11 protein-coding genes and 1 pseudogene are annotated in these 17743 nt (G+C 45.7%); 7 read left to right on the forward strand and 5 right to left on the reverse strand.

What is annotated here, in order from left to right; translation table 11 throughout:
- The first annotated feature begins 8 nt into the window (after positions 1-8).
- Positions 9-3092 (forward strand): ATP-binding protein, encoded by a 3084-nt coding sequence (locus tag ACH19P_RS05085; RefSeq protein ID WP_462157436.1) that lies wholly within the window; start codon positions 9-11, stop codon positions 3090-3092.
- A 38-nt stretch (positions 3093-3130) separates the two neighbouring features.
- Here the strand turns inward: ACH19P_RS05085 and ACH19P_RS05090 are convergent, their stop codons facing one another.
- Positions 3131-4183 carry an aldo/keto reductase gene (locus ACH19P_RS05090; RefSeq protein ID WP_462157437.1) on the reverse strand — a complete coding sequence of 351 codons (1053 nt, stop codon included), beginning with the start codon at positions 4181-4183 and terminating at the stop codon, positions 3131-3133.
- Between the two features lie 3 nt (positions 4184-4186).
- The gene (locus ACH19P_RS05095; protein ID WP_462157438.1) at positions 4187-4654 is read right to left on the reverse strand and encodes an acyl-CoA thioesterase; all 468 of its coding nucleotides are present in this window, start codon (positions 4652-4654) and stop codon (positions 4187-4189) included.
- A gap of 220 nt (positions 4655-4874) precedes the next feature.
- Between ACH19P_RS05095 and ACH19P_RS05100 the strand changes: the two genes are divergently transcribed.
- Entirely contained in the window at positions 4875-6368 is a 1494-nt protein-coding gene (locus ACH19P_RS05100) for a methyl-accepting chemotaxis protein (protein WP_462157439.1), read from the forward strand.
- Positions 6369-6505: 137 nt separating this feature from the next.
- On the opposite strand, the gene ACH19P_RS05105 is transcribed toward ACH19P_RS05100, so the two are convergent.
- The 3 genes from ACH19P_RS05105 to gorA form a co-directional block, all read right to left on the reverse strand.
- Positions 6506-8302 (reverse strand): TPR end-of-group domain-containing protein, encoded by a 1797-nt coding sequence (locus ACH19P_RS05105; protein ID WP_462157440.1) that lies wholly within the window; start codon positions 8300-8302, stop codon positions 6506-6508.
- An 89-nt stretch (positions 8303-8391) separates the two neighbouring features.
- Positions 8392-9372 carry a helix-turn-helix domain-containing protein gene (locus ACH19P_RS05110; RefSeq protein ID WP_462157441.1) on the reverse strand — a complete coding sequence of 327 codons (981 nt, stop codon included), beginning with the start codon at positions 9370-9372 and terminating at the stop codon, positions 8392-8394.
- A gap of 227 nt (positions 9373-9599) precedes the next feature.
- The gene (gene gorA, locus ACH19P_RS05115; protein WP_462157442.1) at positions 9600-10961 is read right to left on the reverse strand and encodes a glutathione-disulfide reductase; all 1362 of its coding nucleotides are present in this window, start codon (positions 10959-10961) and stop codon (positions 9600-9602) included.
- A gap of 136 nt (positions 10962-11097) precedes the next feature.
- Between gorA and prlC the strand changes: the two are divergent.
- From prlC to ACH19P_RS05140, 5 genes and pseudogenes are all read left to right on the forward strand, one after another.
- Positions 11098-13138, forward strand: a pseudogene (gene prlC / locus ACH19P_RS05120) (oligopeptidase A).
- A 141-nt stretch (positions 13139-13279) separates the two neighbouring features.
- Positions 13280-14326 (forward strand): response regulator, encoded by a 1047-nt coding sequence (locus tag ACH19P_RS05125; RefSeq protein ID WP_462157443.1) that lies wholly within the window; start codon positions 13280-13282, stop codon positions 14324-14326.
- A gap of 62 nt (positions 14327-14388) precedes the next feature.
- Positions 14389-15150: a class I SAM-dependent methyltransferase gene (locus ACH19P_RS05130; protein WP_462157444.1), complete on the forward strand. Its 762-nt coding sequence runs from the start codon at positions 14389-14391 to the stop codon at positions 15148-15150.
- Between the two features lie 105 nt (positions 15151-15255).
- Positions 15256-17184: a methyl-accepting chemotaxis protein gene (locus tag ACH19P_RS05135; protein ID WP_462157445.1), complete on the forward strand. Its 1929-nt coding sequence runs from the start codon at positions 15256-15258 to the stop codon at positions 17182-17184.
- A 45-nt stretch (positions 17185-17229) separates the two neighbouring features.
- On the forward strand, positions 17230-17703 hold the full coding sequence (locus tag ACH19P_RS05140) for a redoxin family protein (protein ID WP_462157446.1): 474 nt from the start codon (positions 17230-17232) through the stop codon (positions 17701-17703).
- Positions 17704-17743 lie beyond the last annotated feature (40 nt).

A 17743-nucleotide genomic window follows, 5' to 3' on the forward strand; every position in this document is an offset into this window, starting at 1 on the left:
GGCTTTAAGTGACTTGGTTTGAACGTTATGGACTCATTTGTATCGTAATTGTGCTGAGCACCTTGTTTGTCGGCGCGGGTTTTTATAGCTATTCCATTGTTTCGCAAAGCCATGTCCAAGAAATCCACGATGAGTTAGATGAGGCGTTGACCAACCGTTACGGGATGTTACGCACACGCATTGACTATGGTCGCCGAGAAGTTAAATTTCTGGCCAACACACCTCCCAATTCAGGCATTATCAGAGCAATCGATAATCAGGGCTTTGACAGTGTTGATAACACCAGCCTTCAACAGTGGCGTGATCGACTCGCGACTATCTACACCTCTTACCTTCTTGAGCACAATGACATTATTCAAATTCGTTATCTGCTGGTCAACGAGCGCTTTGAAGAACTCGTCCGCGTCGATCGTGTAGCCAACGGTGTTCGTCGTGTACCTGAAGATAAACTGCAAACCAAACGTGGTCGCGATTACATTATCCACACTATGGATTTAGAGCCGCAAAGCACCTATGTTTCGGACATTAATCTTAACCGCGAATTTGGGCGCTTGGCAGAGCCATTGCAGCCAACGTATCGAATTAGCCAGCTACTATTTGACGATAAAGAACTCCCTCGGGCCATTGTGGTGATCAACTATGATGCCGGTGCGCTGCTACATGAGCTGGCAACGGATATGCCGAGTAACACCGGGCTTTATGCGGTAGGTGGTGAAGGCCAATTTATTATTCACCCTGATGCGCGTTGGTTATTCGCAAATGAGTACAGTGCTGCATTTACGCCCGCGCAGCAGCAAGTGGTCAACACAGGTGAGACCTTTTTGGGGTTGCCACTGTATCGCGATAAACTTTCAGCGATGAATGTGTTGCTCAAGACTCAACTTTTAGACATTGGTAACACCGCCCATCCTTCACACATCACGCTAATGAGCTATATGAAGCAGTCTGATGTTCATACATTAATAGAAAAGGAGTGGCATGTATGGCTAGGCGCTTTGATTCTACTGTATTTCATCATGTTGATTGTGCTTGTTACGTATCACCACTTGGCTTCTCGCCAACTCAAAATGTCGCATGAAATATCAGAGTTTAAAGCCATTATTCAAAGTATGGACATGCCCGTATTTGGCTTAGACGGTGACTTGATGGTGCGCAGTTTTAACACGGCTGCGCGACGGTTTTTTAATGTCCCAGACGTAGAGGTCATCGGCCAAAAATATTCGGCGGTGCTGAAAATACCTAACAAAGAAGCAAAGCAAATTGCCAAAAGTGCAAAACAGGCTCAGTACCTCTCCATGGAGATTGAACTAGACGACGCGCAAGGAGATGTGCGTCAGGTGCAGTTTAATGTGGTGCCCGTCAAAGATGAACATCAGGGTAAACGCGGAACGGCGCTTATTCTAAACGACCGCACGCAAGAATGGCAGTTGCGAGAGCAGTTACAAGACATCAATAATTCTCTTGAAAAGAAAGTGTTAGCAAGAACTAAACAATTAGAGCTAGCACGCCAAGAAGCAGAAAAGGCCAATGAGGCGAAGAGCTTATTCGTAGCCAATATGAGCCATGAATTGCGTACACCGATGAATGGTGTCTTTGGTATGCTCAACCTTATTAAAAAGGAGCCGTTAAGCGAGCAGCAACAGCATTATTTACACTTAGCACAAACGAGTGCATCCAACCTGACAAGTCTTATCAACAGTGTGCTCGATATTTCGAAAATTGAAGCGGGTAAAATGGAATTGGAAGTACACCCAGTGAATATAGAAGTCGTATTGAACGAACTGATCCAGTCGAATTCAATAAGGCCTCTCGAAAAAGGTGTGTTTTTACTGCTCGATACCAGCGAGTTGAAGCATAAGTATTTCTCTGGAGATATCACTCGTATTCGTCAAATATTCACTAACTTATTGAGCAACTCGATTAAATTCACGGAATCTGGCTATGTGTGTGTGACCGTTGCGGCCAAGTATGAGCAAGGCATGTGCCGCCTAGATTTTTGTGTTGAAGACTCTGGAGTAGGTATAGAGCCAGGGAAAATTGGTGATTTATTTCAATCTTTCACTCAAGCTGACAACAGCATTACGAGAAAATACGGTGGCACGGGTCTTGGCCTGGCAATAACCAAACAATTAGTCGAATTGATGGGCGGCGAGATCCATGTTGAGAGTAAACCTGCCCACGGGTCGCGTTTTTTTGGCCACATTATGCTGCATTCCCTCGAGCGTGATGAGCCCATTAAGCGTTTACTGCAAGACAATACGGCCGTGATCTTCGATGATTTACCAAAACGCAAAGAAGTCGTCAGTCACGTGCTGCAATCATGGGGCGCCGATGTTAAATCGACAGATTGGGAATCTTTACCTGCACTCATTGAGCGTAATGAACAGCGGGATGGCCCCTTATACGTCTTTGTCGCTATAAATAAAGACATTACTCAAACGCATACTCAGCTCAAGCGCATATTTAAACACACTCATGAAGACGCTTTACGCGTGGTAATGATGACTGGCGTGCAATCAGACAGTGAATTTGTCGACAGTTTTGATAATGTGCAAAGCATTGGCTCACCTATATCTTCTATGCTTATCGCGCACATCTTATTTGATGAGACTGATGAGTACAGCCAAGTCTGTGAATCGGGCACGCCAAGTCGATATGACTTTGAGAGTGTTTCGGGATCGCGCATTTTAATTGTTGATGACAATGCCATTAACCAAGCCGTTGTAAAAGGCGTATTTAAAGACTTACCGTTAGCGCTTAAAACATGTACCGATGGCCAGCAGGCGTTGGACATTTTGGCCAAAGACCGCGATATTGACGTAGTGCTTATGGATTGCCAAATGCCTGTATTAGACGGCTACAGTGCAAGTTCAGCGATACGTCGTGGCGAAGCGTCAGATGTTCATACTTCGGTGCCGATTGTGGCCATGACAGCGAATGCGATGGCAGGAGACAGAGAACGCTGTTTGCAAGCGGGTATGAGTGATTACATTACAAAACCAATTGATGCTGAGCACTTACTCGAAAAAACTTACTATTGGCTCAGCGTAGCGCGGGTGAAAAAGCGTAGTAGTTTGAAGCTGAAGGGGTAGTAAAGGTGAGCGCACAGTCATGGCCCACCTGCGAAAGATTAGAAAGGGACAGGGTACTCTTTAAGCACGGTGTCGATTTGTGCCAACACCTCGTCTTCTAAATGCATTGAAAAGGCATCAATGTTCTCTTCTAACTGCGCCATGTTTGTCGCGCCGATGATGGTGGAAGTGACCCCTTGGATTTGATTACACCATGCCAACGCTAGCTGGGCGGTAGTTATGCCGCGAGCATGCGCGATTTCTTGATATTTAGCTACTGCTTGTTGCGCTAGTTCGGTATCACGAAACAGACCATTTCGTTGCGATATGGTCCAACGGGAACCATCCGGACGAGCGCCACCTAGGTATTTACCACTGAGCATGCCGCCAGCAAGCGGTGACCAAGGTAAGTACGCGATGTCTTCATGGTGACATTGTTCAAGTAAATAAGGCCAATCTTTAGCGTGTACTAAGCTGAATTCGTTCTGGATAGAGACAACAGAAGGCAAGGAGTATTGTTTAGCCAAGTCTAAATACTGACTTATACCCCAAGGCGTTTCATTCGACAGGCCACAATGGCGAATTTTACCTGCGCGAACACAGTGATCTAAGCCCTCTAAAATACCGTGCATTTGCGCGCGTTGCTGACTTTTATCGACGCTTTGAATGTCTATCATGTCAGGCCAATGTTTGGCGAAATGCGGTGACGTCCTGTTTGGCCAATGAAGTTGAAATAAATCGATGTAATCCGTTTGCAGTCGCGCCAAAGAATTGTCGACGGCATCAATCACCGCTTCTTTAGTAATGTCACCGCCATCTCGCACCCAACTTAGGCCGTTGCCGGCAATCTTAGTAGCGATAATAACATCATGGCGTTTTTGACTGTTTCGGCTGAGCCAATCACCGATGATACTTTCGGTTTTACCATAAGTTTCAGGCGTCGGCGGCACAGCGTACATTTCTGCGGTGTCGATAAAATTTACACCTTGCGCGAGCGCATAGTCGAGTTGCGCATCTGCATCAGCTTGGGTGTTTTGCCGACCCCATGTCATGGAGCCTAAGCAGACGCGAGATACTTTTAAGCCGCTGCGGCCCAACTTTGAATATTCCATGATTTACCTCTGTTCGTTGGTATGCAGAAAGTCTAATAAGGTAGCATCCAGAGGCGATTTTTGCATGGTCTTGAAGTTATACATGACAACTTTTGCTTGGCCCTGAGTCACAATTGCTTGTTGAGCATTAGAGAAGACGGTGTAGTGAGTCATAAAGTGAGTATCACCGATATCACTGATACTGACGCCAATAAAAAGCGTATCAGGGAAAGTCACTGGGCGTTTATATTTTGCGAAGTTATCCGCAAGGACTGGGCCGATTTGCTCTTTCTCGAGTCGGTCAAAAAGCCCAGCTTGAGTAAAAAAGTCGATACGGGCAATCTCAAAATACTTGAAGTACATAGTGTTATTTACGTGCTGTAGTGCATCCATATCACCCCAAGCCACCTTGATTTCACAGGCTCTTGGAAATACTTCTAAAAATTCTTTTTCTGTCACTTGAATGTCCTTCGTCGCAATTAACTCGTTCACATTAGCACTGCGGCGTTTGTGAACACAATACACAATCAGTGAAGCGTAAAAATCATTTATTTCACAGCTAGATGCGATGAATTATGGGAACTATGCCATCGTCTGTTGACAAAGTACCTTTTATAGGTATTTTAGGGTGTGTTGTACCTTTTTTGGCATGGAGGCCTGAACCTTTAGGTCACATCAACGCTAAGAATAATTACAACAGGTGATAATAGATATGAAAGTAGGCCCTCACTCAGAGTCTGAAGTCACGTACTCAGAACAGGACACACTTCTTTCAACTACGGATTTAGATAGCCGTATTACGTACTCAAATGACAAGTTTTGTGACGTTGCTGGATTCTCATTGAATGAAATGCTGGGCCAGCCACACAACTTAGTCAGGCATCCGGATATGCCAAAGGAGGCATTTGCAGACCTGTGGCGAACTATTAAAGCCGGTGATTCATGGATGGCCCCGGTAAAGAATCGCTGTAAAAATGGCGACTATTATTGGGTTAACGCTTTCGTGACACCTATTTGTGATGACAACGGCAAAGTATACGAATACCAATCCGTCAGGACTAAGCCAAAAGCTGATGTTGTGGCTAGAGCGAAATTGGAATACAAGAAAATCAAGGAGGGTAAAAAAAGTAAGTGCGATAACAGTGAATATGACACGACCACCTTGATAATGGTGGGGCTTATTGTCTTATCTTTGCTTGCTATCACTCACACTATTGCAACTGACTTTTTTTGGCTCAGCTCAGTGATGTCGATGGTTACTCTGGTACTGAGTTGGGTCTTTTTTCAATGGCGCCAGCGTTACAGGAAAGTGGTTTCCAAGGCCAAGCAAGTATATCCAAATAGTATGATGCTCTATCTTTACAGCGGCCATAAAGACACGCTTGGGTATCTTGATTTGGCGATGGAAATGCAGCAAGCGAAACTGCGTGCTGTTGTTGGTCGAGTAAATGATGTCACTAAACAAGTATATTGTAATGTGCAGCTCACCTCGTTTAATGGTGAGAAAGTTGCACAATTACTGTCACAACAGTCAAATGAAGTGCATCAGATTTCTGATGCTATGGGCGAATTCTCAACAACCATTCGCGAACTAGCAGCATCCATTCATCAAGCTGCGCAAAGTGCCGATAAGTTAGAGCAGCATACTTCCTCAGGTAAACAGTCTCTTGATTGTACGTTAGAAGATATTGAGCGTTTAGATGAGCAGCTGCAATCTGCCGCGACAGAGTTGCAAAGTTTGGTTCAAGGCAATGTATTAATCGGCAGTATTCTTAATGAAATCAATGCTATTGCAGAACAAACCAACTTACTTGCTCTGAACGCAGCGATAGAAGCTGCGCGTGCCGGGGAGCAGGGCCGTGGTTTTGCGGTGGTCGCTGGGGAAGTGCGATTGTTGGCACACAGAACGCAACAATCAACCAAAGAAATCAGCCAGCAGATGGAAGCAATAAACCGTGCTTCTGAGAATGCGCAATCGGCCATGGAGCGCGGCATCGAATTATCAAAACAGACGGTTGAAAATGCCAATTTTAGTGGCCAAAGCCTCAATGTTATTCAAGAGCAAGTGAGTGTTTTGGCTGATTTGAATCGCTGTGTTGCAACAGCAATAGAGCAACAGTCAGTGGTGGCAGAACAAGTTTCTAAAAACGTGGAGTCTGTTCGTGATTCTCGCTTATACCAGTGGCGAACACGGCAAAGAATCTGAAACATTGAACCACAGCTTACTGCATCAAGTTGACCAGCAATCTTCGCTAGTCTCGCAATTCAGCTAAGAACAAGTTGACCCTAACTAAAAAGGCTTAACCATTCTGGTAAGCCTTTTTATTCTTATCCTTTGAGCAATTACTCGTCGATTTTCTTTGGCATTGTAATCGCTAAAATTGCCTCTAATGCGGGGTCTTTACCTGAGAAATATTGATCCGAAGTCAATGACACAGGAATGTCAGGTGATATCCAAATTCGGTGATCTTCAGCGCGACTTTGCTGGTGGAATTGACTGGAAATTAGTCCAGTTTGTTTACTATAAGGTAAGTTAAACCAGCCTGCTTCACCTATCACGTTCGGGCGTGTGCCTGAGGGTTCACCAACAAAGGTGGTCGGTACGACATTCGCGAATTTAACCGCGACGTCATGCCCCGCGGAGTAGGTATTTCGCCCAACCAGCACAAATAACTTGCCGTTGGGTTTAAACACTTTGAAAAACGCTGCGGTTGCAACTAATGGTGGGGTGAGCGAACCATTTCCCCCGCTATTGTGACGCAGATCCAATACCATGTGTTCAATATCGCCCGTTTTAAGCTGGGCCTGCAGCTGCTCAGCAAACTGCGCCAGTGATTGCTCTTTGGCGTTACGCACATCGTTAAATTGCACATATAACAGCATGTTGTTATCTATCACTTCGCTCCAGTAAGGCGTGGTGTTCTTTGAGAGGTAACGTTGCTCTGGGTATTGCGCTAGTTTAGGTAGCTTCGGAAATCCCGAAAACTGCATGGGAAGTGATGCTGGAGAAATTGTCACTATCTCGCCTTGTGGAGACTTGAGAGTGAGCGAGGGCGTTTTATCATTGGTCAGTCCCAAACCGTGTAACACCTCGACGAGACTTAAATAATAAGGCTCCAACCACAGCGTTTGCATGCCATTGTCACTGGCGTTCACTTTTTGCGTCAGTGCCAACGCCTCACTCGCGGGTGTGTCGGCAAAGGCGATTACTTCATAGCCAATGTAGCATTGGTAGTCGGAATTGGCTGCAATGATAAATAGGCCATCATTAAATTGGTAAAATTGAAACGGGAGTTGCTTAAAATTGCCCGATTCTCCCCACGCAGGTATCAATAAATTGTGGCCATTGCCTAACATGGCGATGAGTTCCATAAACTGAAATACGATTTGTTGGTCGCTCAGTTTGGGGATTGATTGCTCAATGTCATGCACTTTTTTACGAAATTGTACCGGCGTAATCTTGTGATACATAGCAACATGCAGGCGCTTTATTTCAGCGACCAAAAAGGCGAGGTCATATCGCCATTTTTCATCTCTGCTTAAGCCGTCCGCAAGGTTATTCCCTGCCAATTTTTTGAATGCAGGTAGATGCGCATAACGCTGAAAGTGGGGATTAACGCCTGACGAAAATAAGCTTCTACCAGCAAGCGTAGGGCGGTCATCCCACCTAGCATCCAGTGCTTTTTTAAGCCATAGCTGCGCATTGGCTTGATCACCTTGTTCTGCAAACGCCTCTGCAATTTTAATCATTAAATCATTAGGGTTACTTGCGCCGTTTGGTATGCCTTTGAGGTTTACGCCCAGTGTAAGCGCTTGCTCTAATGGGGCAATTGCTGCGTGGTAATTGGCCTGTGCAAAGTCACTTAAACCTAGCAGGTACCATGTGTCGCCATCATATTGAAATTCATTAGTCAGGCGCTTGGTTAATGTGTTTACTTCAGACCATTGTTGTTGTTTGGCCAGCTTGATAGCGCGATTCTTTGTTTGAAAATAAGCAACGGGGTCAGCAACGTTGACAAGCCTTGGTATCAGGTTTGTGGCTTGGTTAGATGTTTCTAATACGCGGTTGTTTTCAAAGGCAGGCGTATTCGCGCAGTAACTTGCCAACAACGTCATCGATAAGATAATGAGCTTTTTCATAGATGTTCTCGCAATAGGTTTTGCATCAGGCTATCGCTTTGGGCCTAAAAAACGTCCGAAAGTAAGATTTTGGACGTTTTTTGTTTGTTTTATGCACCGTTTTGAGTGGCTTTTTTCTTATATTGACTTGGGGTTAGCCCAGTTTCTTTTTTAAATACAGCATTGAATGTTGATTTAGAATTAAACCCCGCCTCAAACGCCAGCTCTATTAAACTGAGCTTTGTACCTAGGATATTAGCAGGGCTTTTGTCGAGCTGGGTTTGCACATGATGTACTCGGTGGCGATTAATGTATTCACAAAAGTTAAGCCCTGTAGAAGAGTTAATAGCCGATGAAATTTCTTTACTATTTATACCAAGGTGGTTGGCGAGATCGGTCAAGGTAAGGCGCGGCTGCTGGTATAGCAATTGCGTTGTGACAATGTGCTCAATATTGGAGAATATTTCTATGTTGAGTGCATCATTTGATGATGGTGCGATGGGTGTTTCAGGACTTTGCTCTTGAGTATCGTGGCTTTGATACGTTTTTTTCACGGTGTGAAACAGCAAAAAGCTAAACATGATTAGCAACAAAATTTCGTTCAGTAAGTACCAATGCATTTTTAAATCGATTGGCGTAATGGTTTGTACATTCATGCGTAGCAAATCAAAAACCACGATAACACCAAAAATAAGTAATGCTTTTAGCAACCATTTCATCTTTAACGTTTCTGCATCGGAGCGCTGTTGCATCAAGGAATTGTGGTAGGCGTTGAGATAACGGTATGAACAATAAAAATAGATGAGTTGACTCACTGTCCCGATGAAGATGATGGTTTGGGTGTAACGCGTAAAAAACACAGCACATATTGCAGGCAATGCATGGAGCAATAATGTGTTAATCTTTTGCTCGGTCTGGGTGGTAATGGACAAAGTGTAAAAATACACGAGGGGCCCGTAGAGAAGCGTGAATACAGGTGTGATTAAATAGCCGCTTGGATACAGTCCTTCCAACAAATTAAACCCACACACAACACCTTGAAACACAAACAGCAACACAAGCGAGCGACTGTGCTGTTGACTGTTAATCAATAAAGCGCCAAAAAGCATTTGAAATAGAAAAATAAATTGCACAAGGTGCACTGGGTATAAGGTGATAGACTGCAAAATTGACTAGTCGCTATTGTTTTATTGAAGTTTATCAACTCATTACCCATTTTGTCATTCAGGCATAAAAAAACCTTGCGACAATAGCGCAAGGTCTTTATTCGCTGGATGTCGAGCCGGGCGTCCCACCATGGAGACTCGCCCAAGCTGCTTTATCTCATGGTCACAAATTCTTCAGACCCAGTTGGGTGTATCGCCACAACCGCGTCAAAATCTGCTTTGGTTGCTCCCATCTTCATTGCTACTGCAAAACCTTGAATCATTTCATCTACCGCGAAACCAATGCCGTGCAGGCCAATGATCTTCTCTTCTTCGCCAAGGCAAACAAGCTTCATTGAACATGGTTGACGGTGTTGTGTAACCGCAGTGTACATCGCGGCAAAGCTTGAAGTGTATACCTTAATGTTTTCTTCGCCGTGCTGTGCAATCGCTTCGTGCTCACTGAGGCCAATTGTGCCGATAGGCGGGTGGCTGAATACGACCGTTGGCACTAAGTTGTAATCCATTTTAAGGTCATCAGGCAGGTCTTTATTGAATAAGCGCTCTGATAAAATACGACCTGCTTTTACCGCCACAGGCGTGAGTTCAATGCCGCCTTCGATGATATCGCCCACTGCATACACGCCTTGCGCTGTGGTGTTCTGATATTCATCGACTTTCACGTAACCGCCGTCGGTCAATTCAACGCCCGCAGCGCTGATATTAATTGCATCGGTGGTAGGTGTGCGGCCAATAGCCCAGATGACTTGGTCCACGTTCTGGCTGTGACCACTTTCGAAGTGAATGGTTAGGCTGCCATCGCTTTGTTTAACCACTTCTTTCGGTGAGCTTTCAGTGTGAAGAGTTGGGCCTTCTTTTTTCATCACCTCAACAAGGGTGTCTACTAACATGGAATCGAAGCTGCGCAGAGGCGCATGACGGCGCACAAATAAGTGGGTTTCTGTGCCGAGGCTGTGAAGTACACCGGCAATCTCGACGGCGATGTAACCGGCACCGATTACTGCGACGCGCTTAGGTTGTTCGTTTAACTCAAAAAAGCCATTTGAATCAATGCCATATTCTGCGCCAGGGATATTTGGAATCGTTGGACGACCACCAACCGCAACAAGAATATGATCTGCCGTGTAGTGCTCACCATTGACCTCAACCGTTTTATTATCAACAAACTTGGCAAAGCCATTAATGACGGTCACGCCATTGCTTGCTAGGTACTTGTTGTAACCTTGGTGAATACGACCAATGTAAGCCTCGCGGCTTTCAACTAGTTTTTGCCAACTAAAGTCTTTTAGTTCAACATCAAAGCCATAGTCAGGCGCATAGAGTTTAATTGCTTCGGCAATTTGCGCGCCATGCCACATCACTTTTTTCGGTACGCAGCCCACGTTTACACAGGTGCCACCCAAGTGAGTTGCTTCAATAAGTGCTACATTCGCACCGCGCATCGCTGCACGGTTTGCAGAAGCAATACCGCCACTGCCGCCGCCAATACAAATATAATCAAAGTGTTGAGACATTATTTATTCCTATGAACTTTCACTGTCGTCTTGAAGTTGTCATACCATATCAGAAATGAGGCCTGTGATTTGCACTTGTATTTTCCGTGATTGCCCCAAGAATGTAAGGTAATAAAAAAATTGAAGAGAATGTCTAATGAGTAACCCGCTTATCGCCTTGGAAGGTTTGCCGGTATTTTCAAAAATCCAACCAGAACATGTGCAACCCGCAGTAGAGCACGCGATTAAAGAGTGTAAAGACACCATAGAGCAAGTATTAGCTGCGCAAGACTTTACGTGGGATGGTCTGGTCATGCCGCTTGAAGAAGTGGATGACAAATTGAGCCGTTTGTTTTCACCTGTGTCGCACATGCATTCCGTTGTGAATTCCCAAGCATTGCGCGAGGCGTATGATGCAGTATTACCCTTGTTGAGTGAATACGGTACATTCGTGGGCCAACATCAAGGTCTTTTCGATGCTTACCAAGCGCTCGCCAATAGCGATGAATACGCGCAGTTATCAACAGCGCAGCAAAAGGTCATTGATAATGCATTGCGTGATTTTACCTTGTCAGGCATCGCGCTAAACGACGAAGACAAAAAGCGCTACGGCGAAATAGTCAGCCGCTTAAGTGAGCTGTCGAGCAAATTTGGTAACAATGTGATGGATGCAACCCTTGCGTGGCAAAAACACATCACAGATGAAGCGCAATTAGCGGGTTTACCTGAGTCTGCAAAAGCACTTGGGGCACATACGGCGCAGAGCAAGGACCTTGAAGGTTGGTTATTTACCCTCGATATTCCATCTTACTTACCGATTATGATGCATGCCGATAACCGCGAACTGCGCCAAGAAGCGTATACTGCATTCGTTACGCGAGCGTCGGATCAGGGCCCTAATGCAGGTGAATATGACAACAGCGCCATTATGGATGAAGAGCTAAAACTGCGCCACGAATTAGCGCAGCTACTTGGCTTTAAAAACTACGCTGAAAAGTCGCTGGCGACCAAAATGGCTGACACAACAGAGCAAGTCTTTAGTTTCTTGAACGATTCTTGCTGCCAAGTCAAAAACACAGGCTAAGCAAGAAGTTGAAGAGCTGCGCACCTATGCCCAGCAAATGCATGGTATCGACGCGCTAGAGGCTTGGGATTACGCGTATTACAGCGAAAAACTTAAGCAAGAAAAGTACTCAATTAGTGATGAACAATTGCGTCCTTATTTCCCTGAAGACCGCGTATTGAGTGGCTTGTTCAAAACCGTTGAGAAGCTATTCTCAATTCGTGTGCAAGAGCAAAAAGAATTTGATACTTATCATCCCGATGTGCGCTTCTTTGAGATTTATGACAGTAGCAACACCTTGCGTGGGCGTTTTTATCTAGACCTGTATGCACGTGAACACAAACGCGGCGGTGCGTGGATGGACGACTGCATGGGTCGCAAAGTACGTTTGGGCGGTCAATTGCAAACGCCAGTTGCTTACCTTGTGTGTAACTTCAACCGTCCTGTGGGTGACAAACCAGCCTTGTTCACACACGATGAAGTGGTGACCTTATTCCATGAATTTGGCCATGGTTTGCATCATATGTTAACCCAAGTTGACGCTGGTGCCGTTGCCGGAATCAACGGTGTAGCGTGGGATGCGGTAGAGCTACCAAGCCAATTCCTAGAAAATTGGTGTTACGAGAGTGAAGCATTAGCGTTCATTTCAGGTCACTACGAAACGCATGAGCCATTACCGAAAGAGTTACTGGACAAGTTGTTAGCAGCGAAGAACTACCAAAGCGCGATGCAGATGATCCGCCAGCTTGAATTCTCTTTATTCGACTTCCATATTCATGCGGATTATGACCCAAGTAAAGGCAGCGAAATCCAAGCTATTTTAAATCAAGTACGTGAGCAGGTATCGGTTATTCAAGCGCCCAGCTTTAACCGTTTCCAGCATAGCTTCAGTCATATATTTGCTGGTGGCTACAGCGCGGGTTACTACTCTTATAAGTGGGCGGAAGTGCTCTCAGCGGATGCGTTTTCGAAGTTTGAAGAAGAAGGAATTTTCAACCCACAAACAGGTCGCGAATTCTTGACTCACATCCTAGAGAAAGGCGGTTCAGAGGAACCCGCCGTGTTGTTTGAACGTTTCCGTGGCCGAGCGCCCAATGTGGATGCGCTATTACGCCACAGCGGTATTGCTGCTTAGTAATTCCAATACACGCTCAAGATTATTAAGAAAAAGCGCCTTTTTAGGCGCTTTTTGTCTGTATTAGGTACTGATTTCTCTAGCAAAATCAGTGTCTCATACTATGCTTTTAATAATTCAACTTATGTCTAGGGATGCCAAATGGCGAAACTGGTACTTACCATCGATGATAACAAGGTTATTCACCACCTTGTGGAAGAGGCCCTTAATGGGGTTGCACAAGTCATTCATGCGAAAGATGGTGAGCAGGGTATTCGTCAAGCCTTGAAGCACAACCCCGATATCATTTTACTTGATGTTGAAATGCCGAAAATGGACGGCTACGCGGTGTGCAAAGCGTTAAAGGACGATCCACAAACAAGCCATACCCCTATTTTGTTTTTATCTGGTCGTGGTGATTTAGAAGAGCGGATGCGCGGTTATAATGCCGGTGCTGATGACTACATTATCAAGCCGTTTAACAGTGCAGAGCTCAAGGCTCGCATCGATGTGCTTTATCAGTACAAGCAGCGCTCCAAAGAGTTGGAGCATGAAATCAGTCGAGCCCAAAGCACAGCTGAGTTGGCGATGTCAGACTCAGGTGATATGGGGCGCGTCATGCGCTACGTGAGCCAAACCTATAGCGCCCACGATGTACACACCTTATCTCAGCATTTTTTCGCCTTTTTCGAGCCAATGGAGCTCGATATAGTTGTGGCCTTTTGGCTTGATGAAGGGGAAATGTTTTTTGCCAACCACGGCGCGGAATGCCCGCTCGAGCAAGAATTACTTGAACAACATAGACACTCACAGCGATTTGTGGATTTTGACGATAACACCATAGTGAATTACCCCAAAGTCTCGTTGTTGGTTAAGAACATGCCTTTGGATGACCCTGCATTGTATGGCCGATATAAAGACTTGTTCCCACATTTACTTGAGGCAACGCACGCCAAAGTCCAAGATATGGAAAACAGCAACAGCGCACTGCGCCATGCTGCCTTATTCGGTGAAGCCTTTAATGCCTTTGAGCATCGCTTGGTTGAGAACGATGCGATAAAGCAAAACCCTGATTTGGTGCAATTCATTACGCTACAAAGTGCGCAGTTGCACAAGTTGCGTGGCGATTTGGTTGAAAGCATTGAGCAATTCGCTCGCCCAGAGGGGTGTGAAGATGTGAGCAGTCAAACAGACATAGAGCTGTTTTAACTCATTGCATTTATTCTTTTCTGATATCATAGGCGCTCCTTTGTTTTGCCTCGGAGAAAGTGGTGCAAATCTATTGCCGTATCGAACAAGCGCAAGCCTATTGCGACACCCTTGCTGCGCGCTTTAAGCTCGACCAATGCCAATTGGATGACGAATTTTACCTGCAATATGATGAACATGGCTTGTCACTCGCCAAGCGCGATGAACCTAAACTCAGTCCTATTCGTGTCGATTTCGTAACGGGTGCAACAGCGCATCGTCGTAAATTCGGTGGCGGTAAAGGGCAGGCAATTGCCAAAGCGGTTGGGCTTAACAAAGGCGCATTACCGCATGTACTTGATGCCACGGCGGGTCTTGGGCGAGACGGGTTTGTACTGGCGTCACTCGGTTGCAAGGTAACCTTATTCGAACGCCACCCAGTGGTTGCCGCACTGTTATTTGATGGTTTGGAAAGAGCATATTTAGACGCTGAAATTGGCCCATGGATGAAAGAACGTATGCACCTGCATCATGGTAGTAGCCATGTACTTCTTTCGCAGCTTCCTGATTTTGAAGGCGATATTGAAGTTGTATACCTCGACCCTATGTTCCCACATCGCGATAAATCGGCATTGGTGAAAAAGGAAATGCGGGTATTTCAAACCTTGGTAGGCGATGACGCTGATGCCGACGATTTACTCACCCCTGCACTGGCGATTGCGACTAAACGTGTAGTGGTGAAGCGCCCCGATTACGCCCCATTTTTAAATGACAAAACGCCGAGCACGCAAATCAAAACCAAGAAAAACCGTTTTGATGTGTACGTAAACGCAGCCATGAAATAGTCTTGGTTTTAAAGTGGGTACATCGTACTTTCGTGTGCCTTTTAATACAATTGTCATAAATACTTAATATTCTACGCGCATCTTCATTGATTCATCTGGATGATTATGCGCGTCTCGACCTTCACGCGGTTACTTGCTTTATTATTGTCTTTGGCCAGTGTTTTGTTGGTGATCACTCTATGGTGGGCATACAGCACACTGGTTACCTTAGAAAATCAAACCGCGCATTACGCTAAGCTCAAAGATGACATCATTATTCACTTGTCCGCAGAGATAGAAGATTATCTTGGCTCTGGTGACGCACAATTTTTACTGAATGCGCAGCAGCGTATTGAGACTATCCAACAACACACCCTCAATGAGCTCTCTGAACCATTGCAAAAACAATTGACTCCTATGTTTGCGCAGTTACTTGGGGGGATTCAGGGGGATTATCGTGCGCTTGGTAAACTCTCTGGTAATGATACCGCCTTGCTTGACAACGCGTTGCGCCAGATGGCGGGCTCGGCGACCTCTTTACTGGGCTATGCGCGTAAAGCCGACGACGACAAACGTGAATTAGCGGATAGGTACATCACGCTTGCGGGTGATTACTATCAAGGCGTGCTGACACTGACGCTTGCGACTCAGGCGTTAAATCAACAATACAGCAAAGATAAAGAAGAATCTGTTAATCAAGCACTTACGCAGTTAAATGCACTTGCTGTGCAAATTGAGCAGCTTGATAATTTAGGTGTAATGACTGAATTGGATGAGGATGAATTATTTTTTGGTGCAGAACCAGAAGATTTAGCCGATGAGATCAAGGCAGAGATCCGCACGTGGCCCAAGCGCTTCCCTCGGGATCTCCAAGGCACCATAGAGCAAGGACAAACACGCCAACAAGGTATGGCACAGTTGCGTTCAGAGCTAGCGCAAATAGTTGACGTGGTGATTACTGCTGAGCAGCAACTTTTGGACGAACAAAATGCGGTAAAAGCGCGCGTGCTGATGTCGTTTGGCACTGCAATTGGGGGCTTATTCTTGTTAGCGATCGCGGTGTATGTATTGCAACGCTCACAGGTGTTAAATCCACTGCGACAATTACGAGACGGCTTTGCTGCTTTGATAGAGAGTAATGAGCTTAAACCCATCGCTAGCAAAAACGACAAAACCGAAGTAGGTGAAATTGCTGCGTACTTCAATCAGCTTTTGCAAAGCCAGCAAGAGCAAGACAGTGCTCGCCAGCAAATGCTCAAAGTGATCAATGAATTTATGAGCGACATGAGCGATAACCTGCAAAACATCAGCCAAGGCGCAGAGCAAAGTGCTGCGTTGGCAGGACACAGCCGCACGCTGTTAGTCGAAGTGCAGCAACTGGGCGATGATGTGAACGCCGTGAACACGCAAGTGGCGCAAAACGCCCAGCACACCCTCGGCACCATGCAACAAAGTGTGCGCTACGCTGAAGACATGTTGCAGGCCTCTTCAACGACCGAGCAACGTATTGATGAAGGTATGCAAAGTTTGCAGCAGCTACTTGCAGGCGTCGAGGATGTCTCCAAAGTGCTGGATGTCATCAACACCATTGCTGAGCAAACCAATCTACTGGCGCTCAACGCGGCCATTGAATCTGCCCGTGCTGGCGAGCATGGTCGAGGCTTTGCTGTGGTCGCTGATGAAGTACGTAAGCTGGCGCAACAAACACAACAATCTCTGAGTGATATTCATGCACAGTTGAATGAACTCAGTGGCCATTCACAACGCGTATCAGACAACATCAATGGCTTAGCTGCACAGGCGCAATCGCAAACCGACAACGCACAAGAGCTAAAACGTAATGCTGAGTCAGTGTCTCAAAGTGCGGCGCAAGCAAGTGATGTGGCAGAGCAAGCAACTGATTATGCGGCGCGTCAGCAACAAATGCTTGAGCAGTTTGAATCGTCGATGTTGGATATGCAGGCGCAAATCGAAGGCTCGGATACTAAAGTCAAAGAAATTAATCACTCTTTGCAGCAACAAATGGTGACCATTAGAGAGAGTTTGGGTTTTTAACGTGCTAACCTCTTAGCACATTAGCAAATACTAAAGGACATACTCATGATTGCTCAAGGCCAACAACTTCCAGATGCTACACTGACTCAGTTAACAGAGCAGGGCATGAATACGCTTACCACTGACGAGCTCTTCAGCAATAAAAAAGTGGTGTTGTTCGCAGTACCGGGCGCTTTTACACCAACATGTTCAGCATCGCATCTACCGGGTTTTATCGCGCACGCAGCGCAATTCAAAGAACAAGGTGTGGATGCCATTATCTGTGTATCAGTGAACGATGCCTTTGTGATGAAAGCATGGGGCGACAGCCAAAACGCGGGTGACATTATGATGCTTGGGGACGGCGACGCTAGCTTTACCAAAGCATTGGGCTTGGATAAAGATACTGCTGGTTTTGGTGGTATTCGCTCAAAGCGTTATGCCATGGTAGTAAACAACGGTGTGGTCACTCAATTGTTCGTTGAACAAGACAAGCAATTTGAAGTCTCAAAAGCTGAGCACGTGCTTGCCAACTTGTAAGCTATAACACCAATAACTGACAAAAAAAGGCCGCTCTATG

It is taken from the genome of Pseudoalteromonas sp. GB56 (assembly GCF_054923835.1).

Coding starts and splice junctions, on each gene's coding strand:
- ACH19P_RS05125 (WP_462157443.1), top strand. CDS start 13,280: ATGGCGAAACTGGTACTTACCATCGATGATAACAAGGTTATTCACCAC.
- ACH19P_RS05135 (WP_462157445.1), top strand. CDS start 15,256: ATGCGCGTCTCGACCTTCACGCGGTTACTTGCTTTATTATTGTCTTTG.
- ACH19P_RS05090 (WP_462157437.1), bottom strand. CDS start 4,183: ATGGAATATTCAAAGTTGGGCCGCAGCGGCTTAAAAGTATCTCGCGTC.
- ACH19P_RS05100 (WP_462157439.1), top strand. CDS start 4,875: ATGAAAGTAGGCCCTCACTCAGAGTCTGAAGTCACGTACTCAGAACAG.
- ACH19P_RS05140 (WP_462157446.1), top strand. CDS start 17,230: ATGATTGCTCAAGGCCAACAACTTCCAGATGCTACACTGACTCAGTTA.
- gorA (WP_462157442.1), bottom strand. CDS start 10,961: ATGTCTCAACACTTTGATTATATTTGTATTGGCGGCGGCAGTGGCGGT.
- ACH19P_RS05105 (WP_462157440.1), bottom strand. CDS start 8,302: ATGAAAAAGCTCATTATCTTATCGATGACGTTGTTGGCAAGTTACTGC.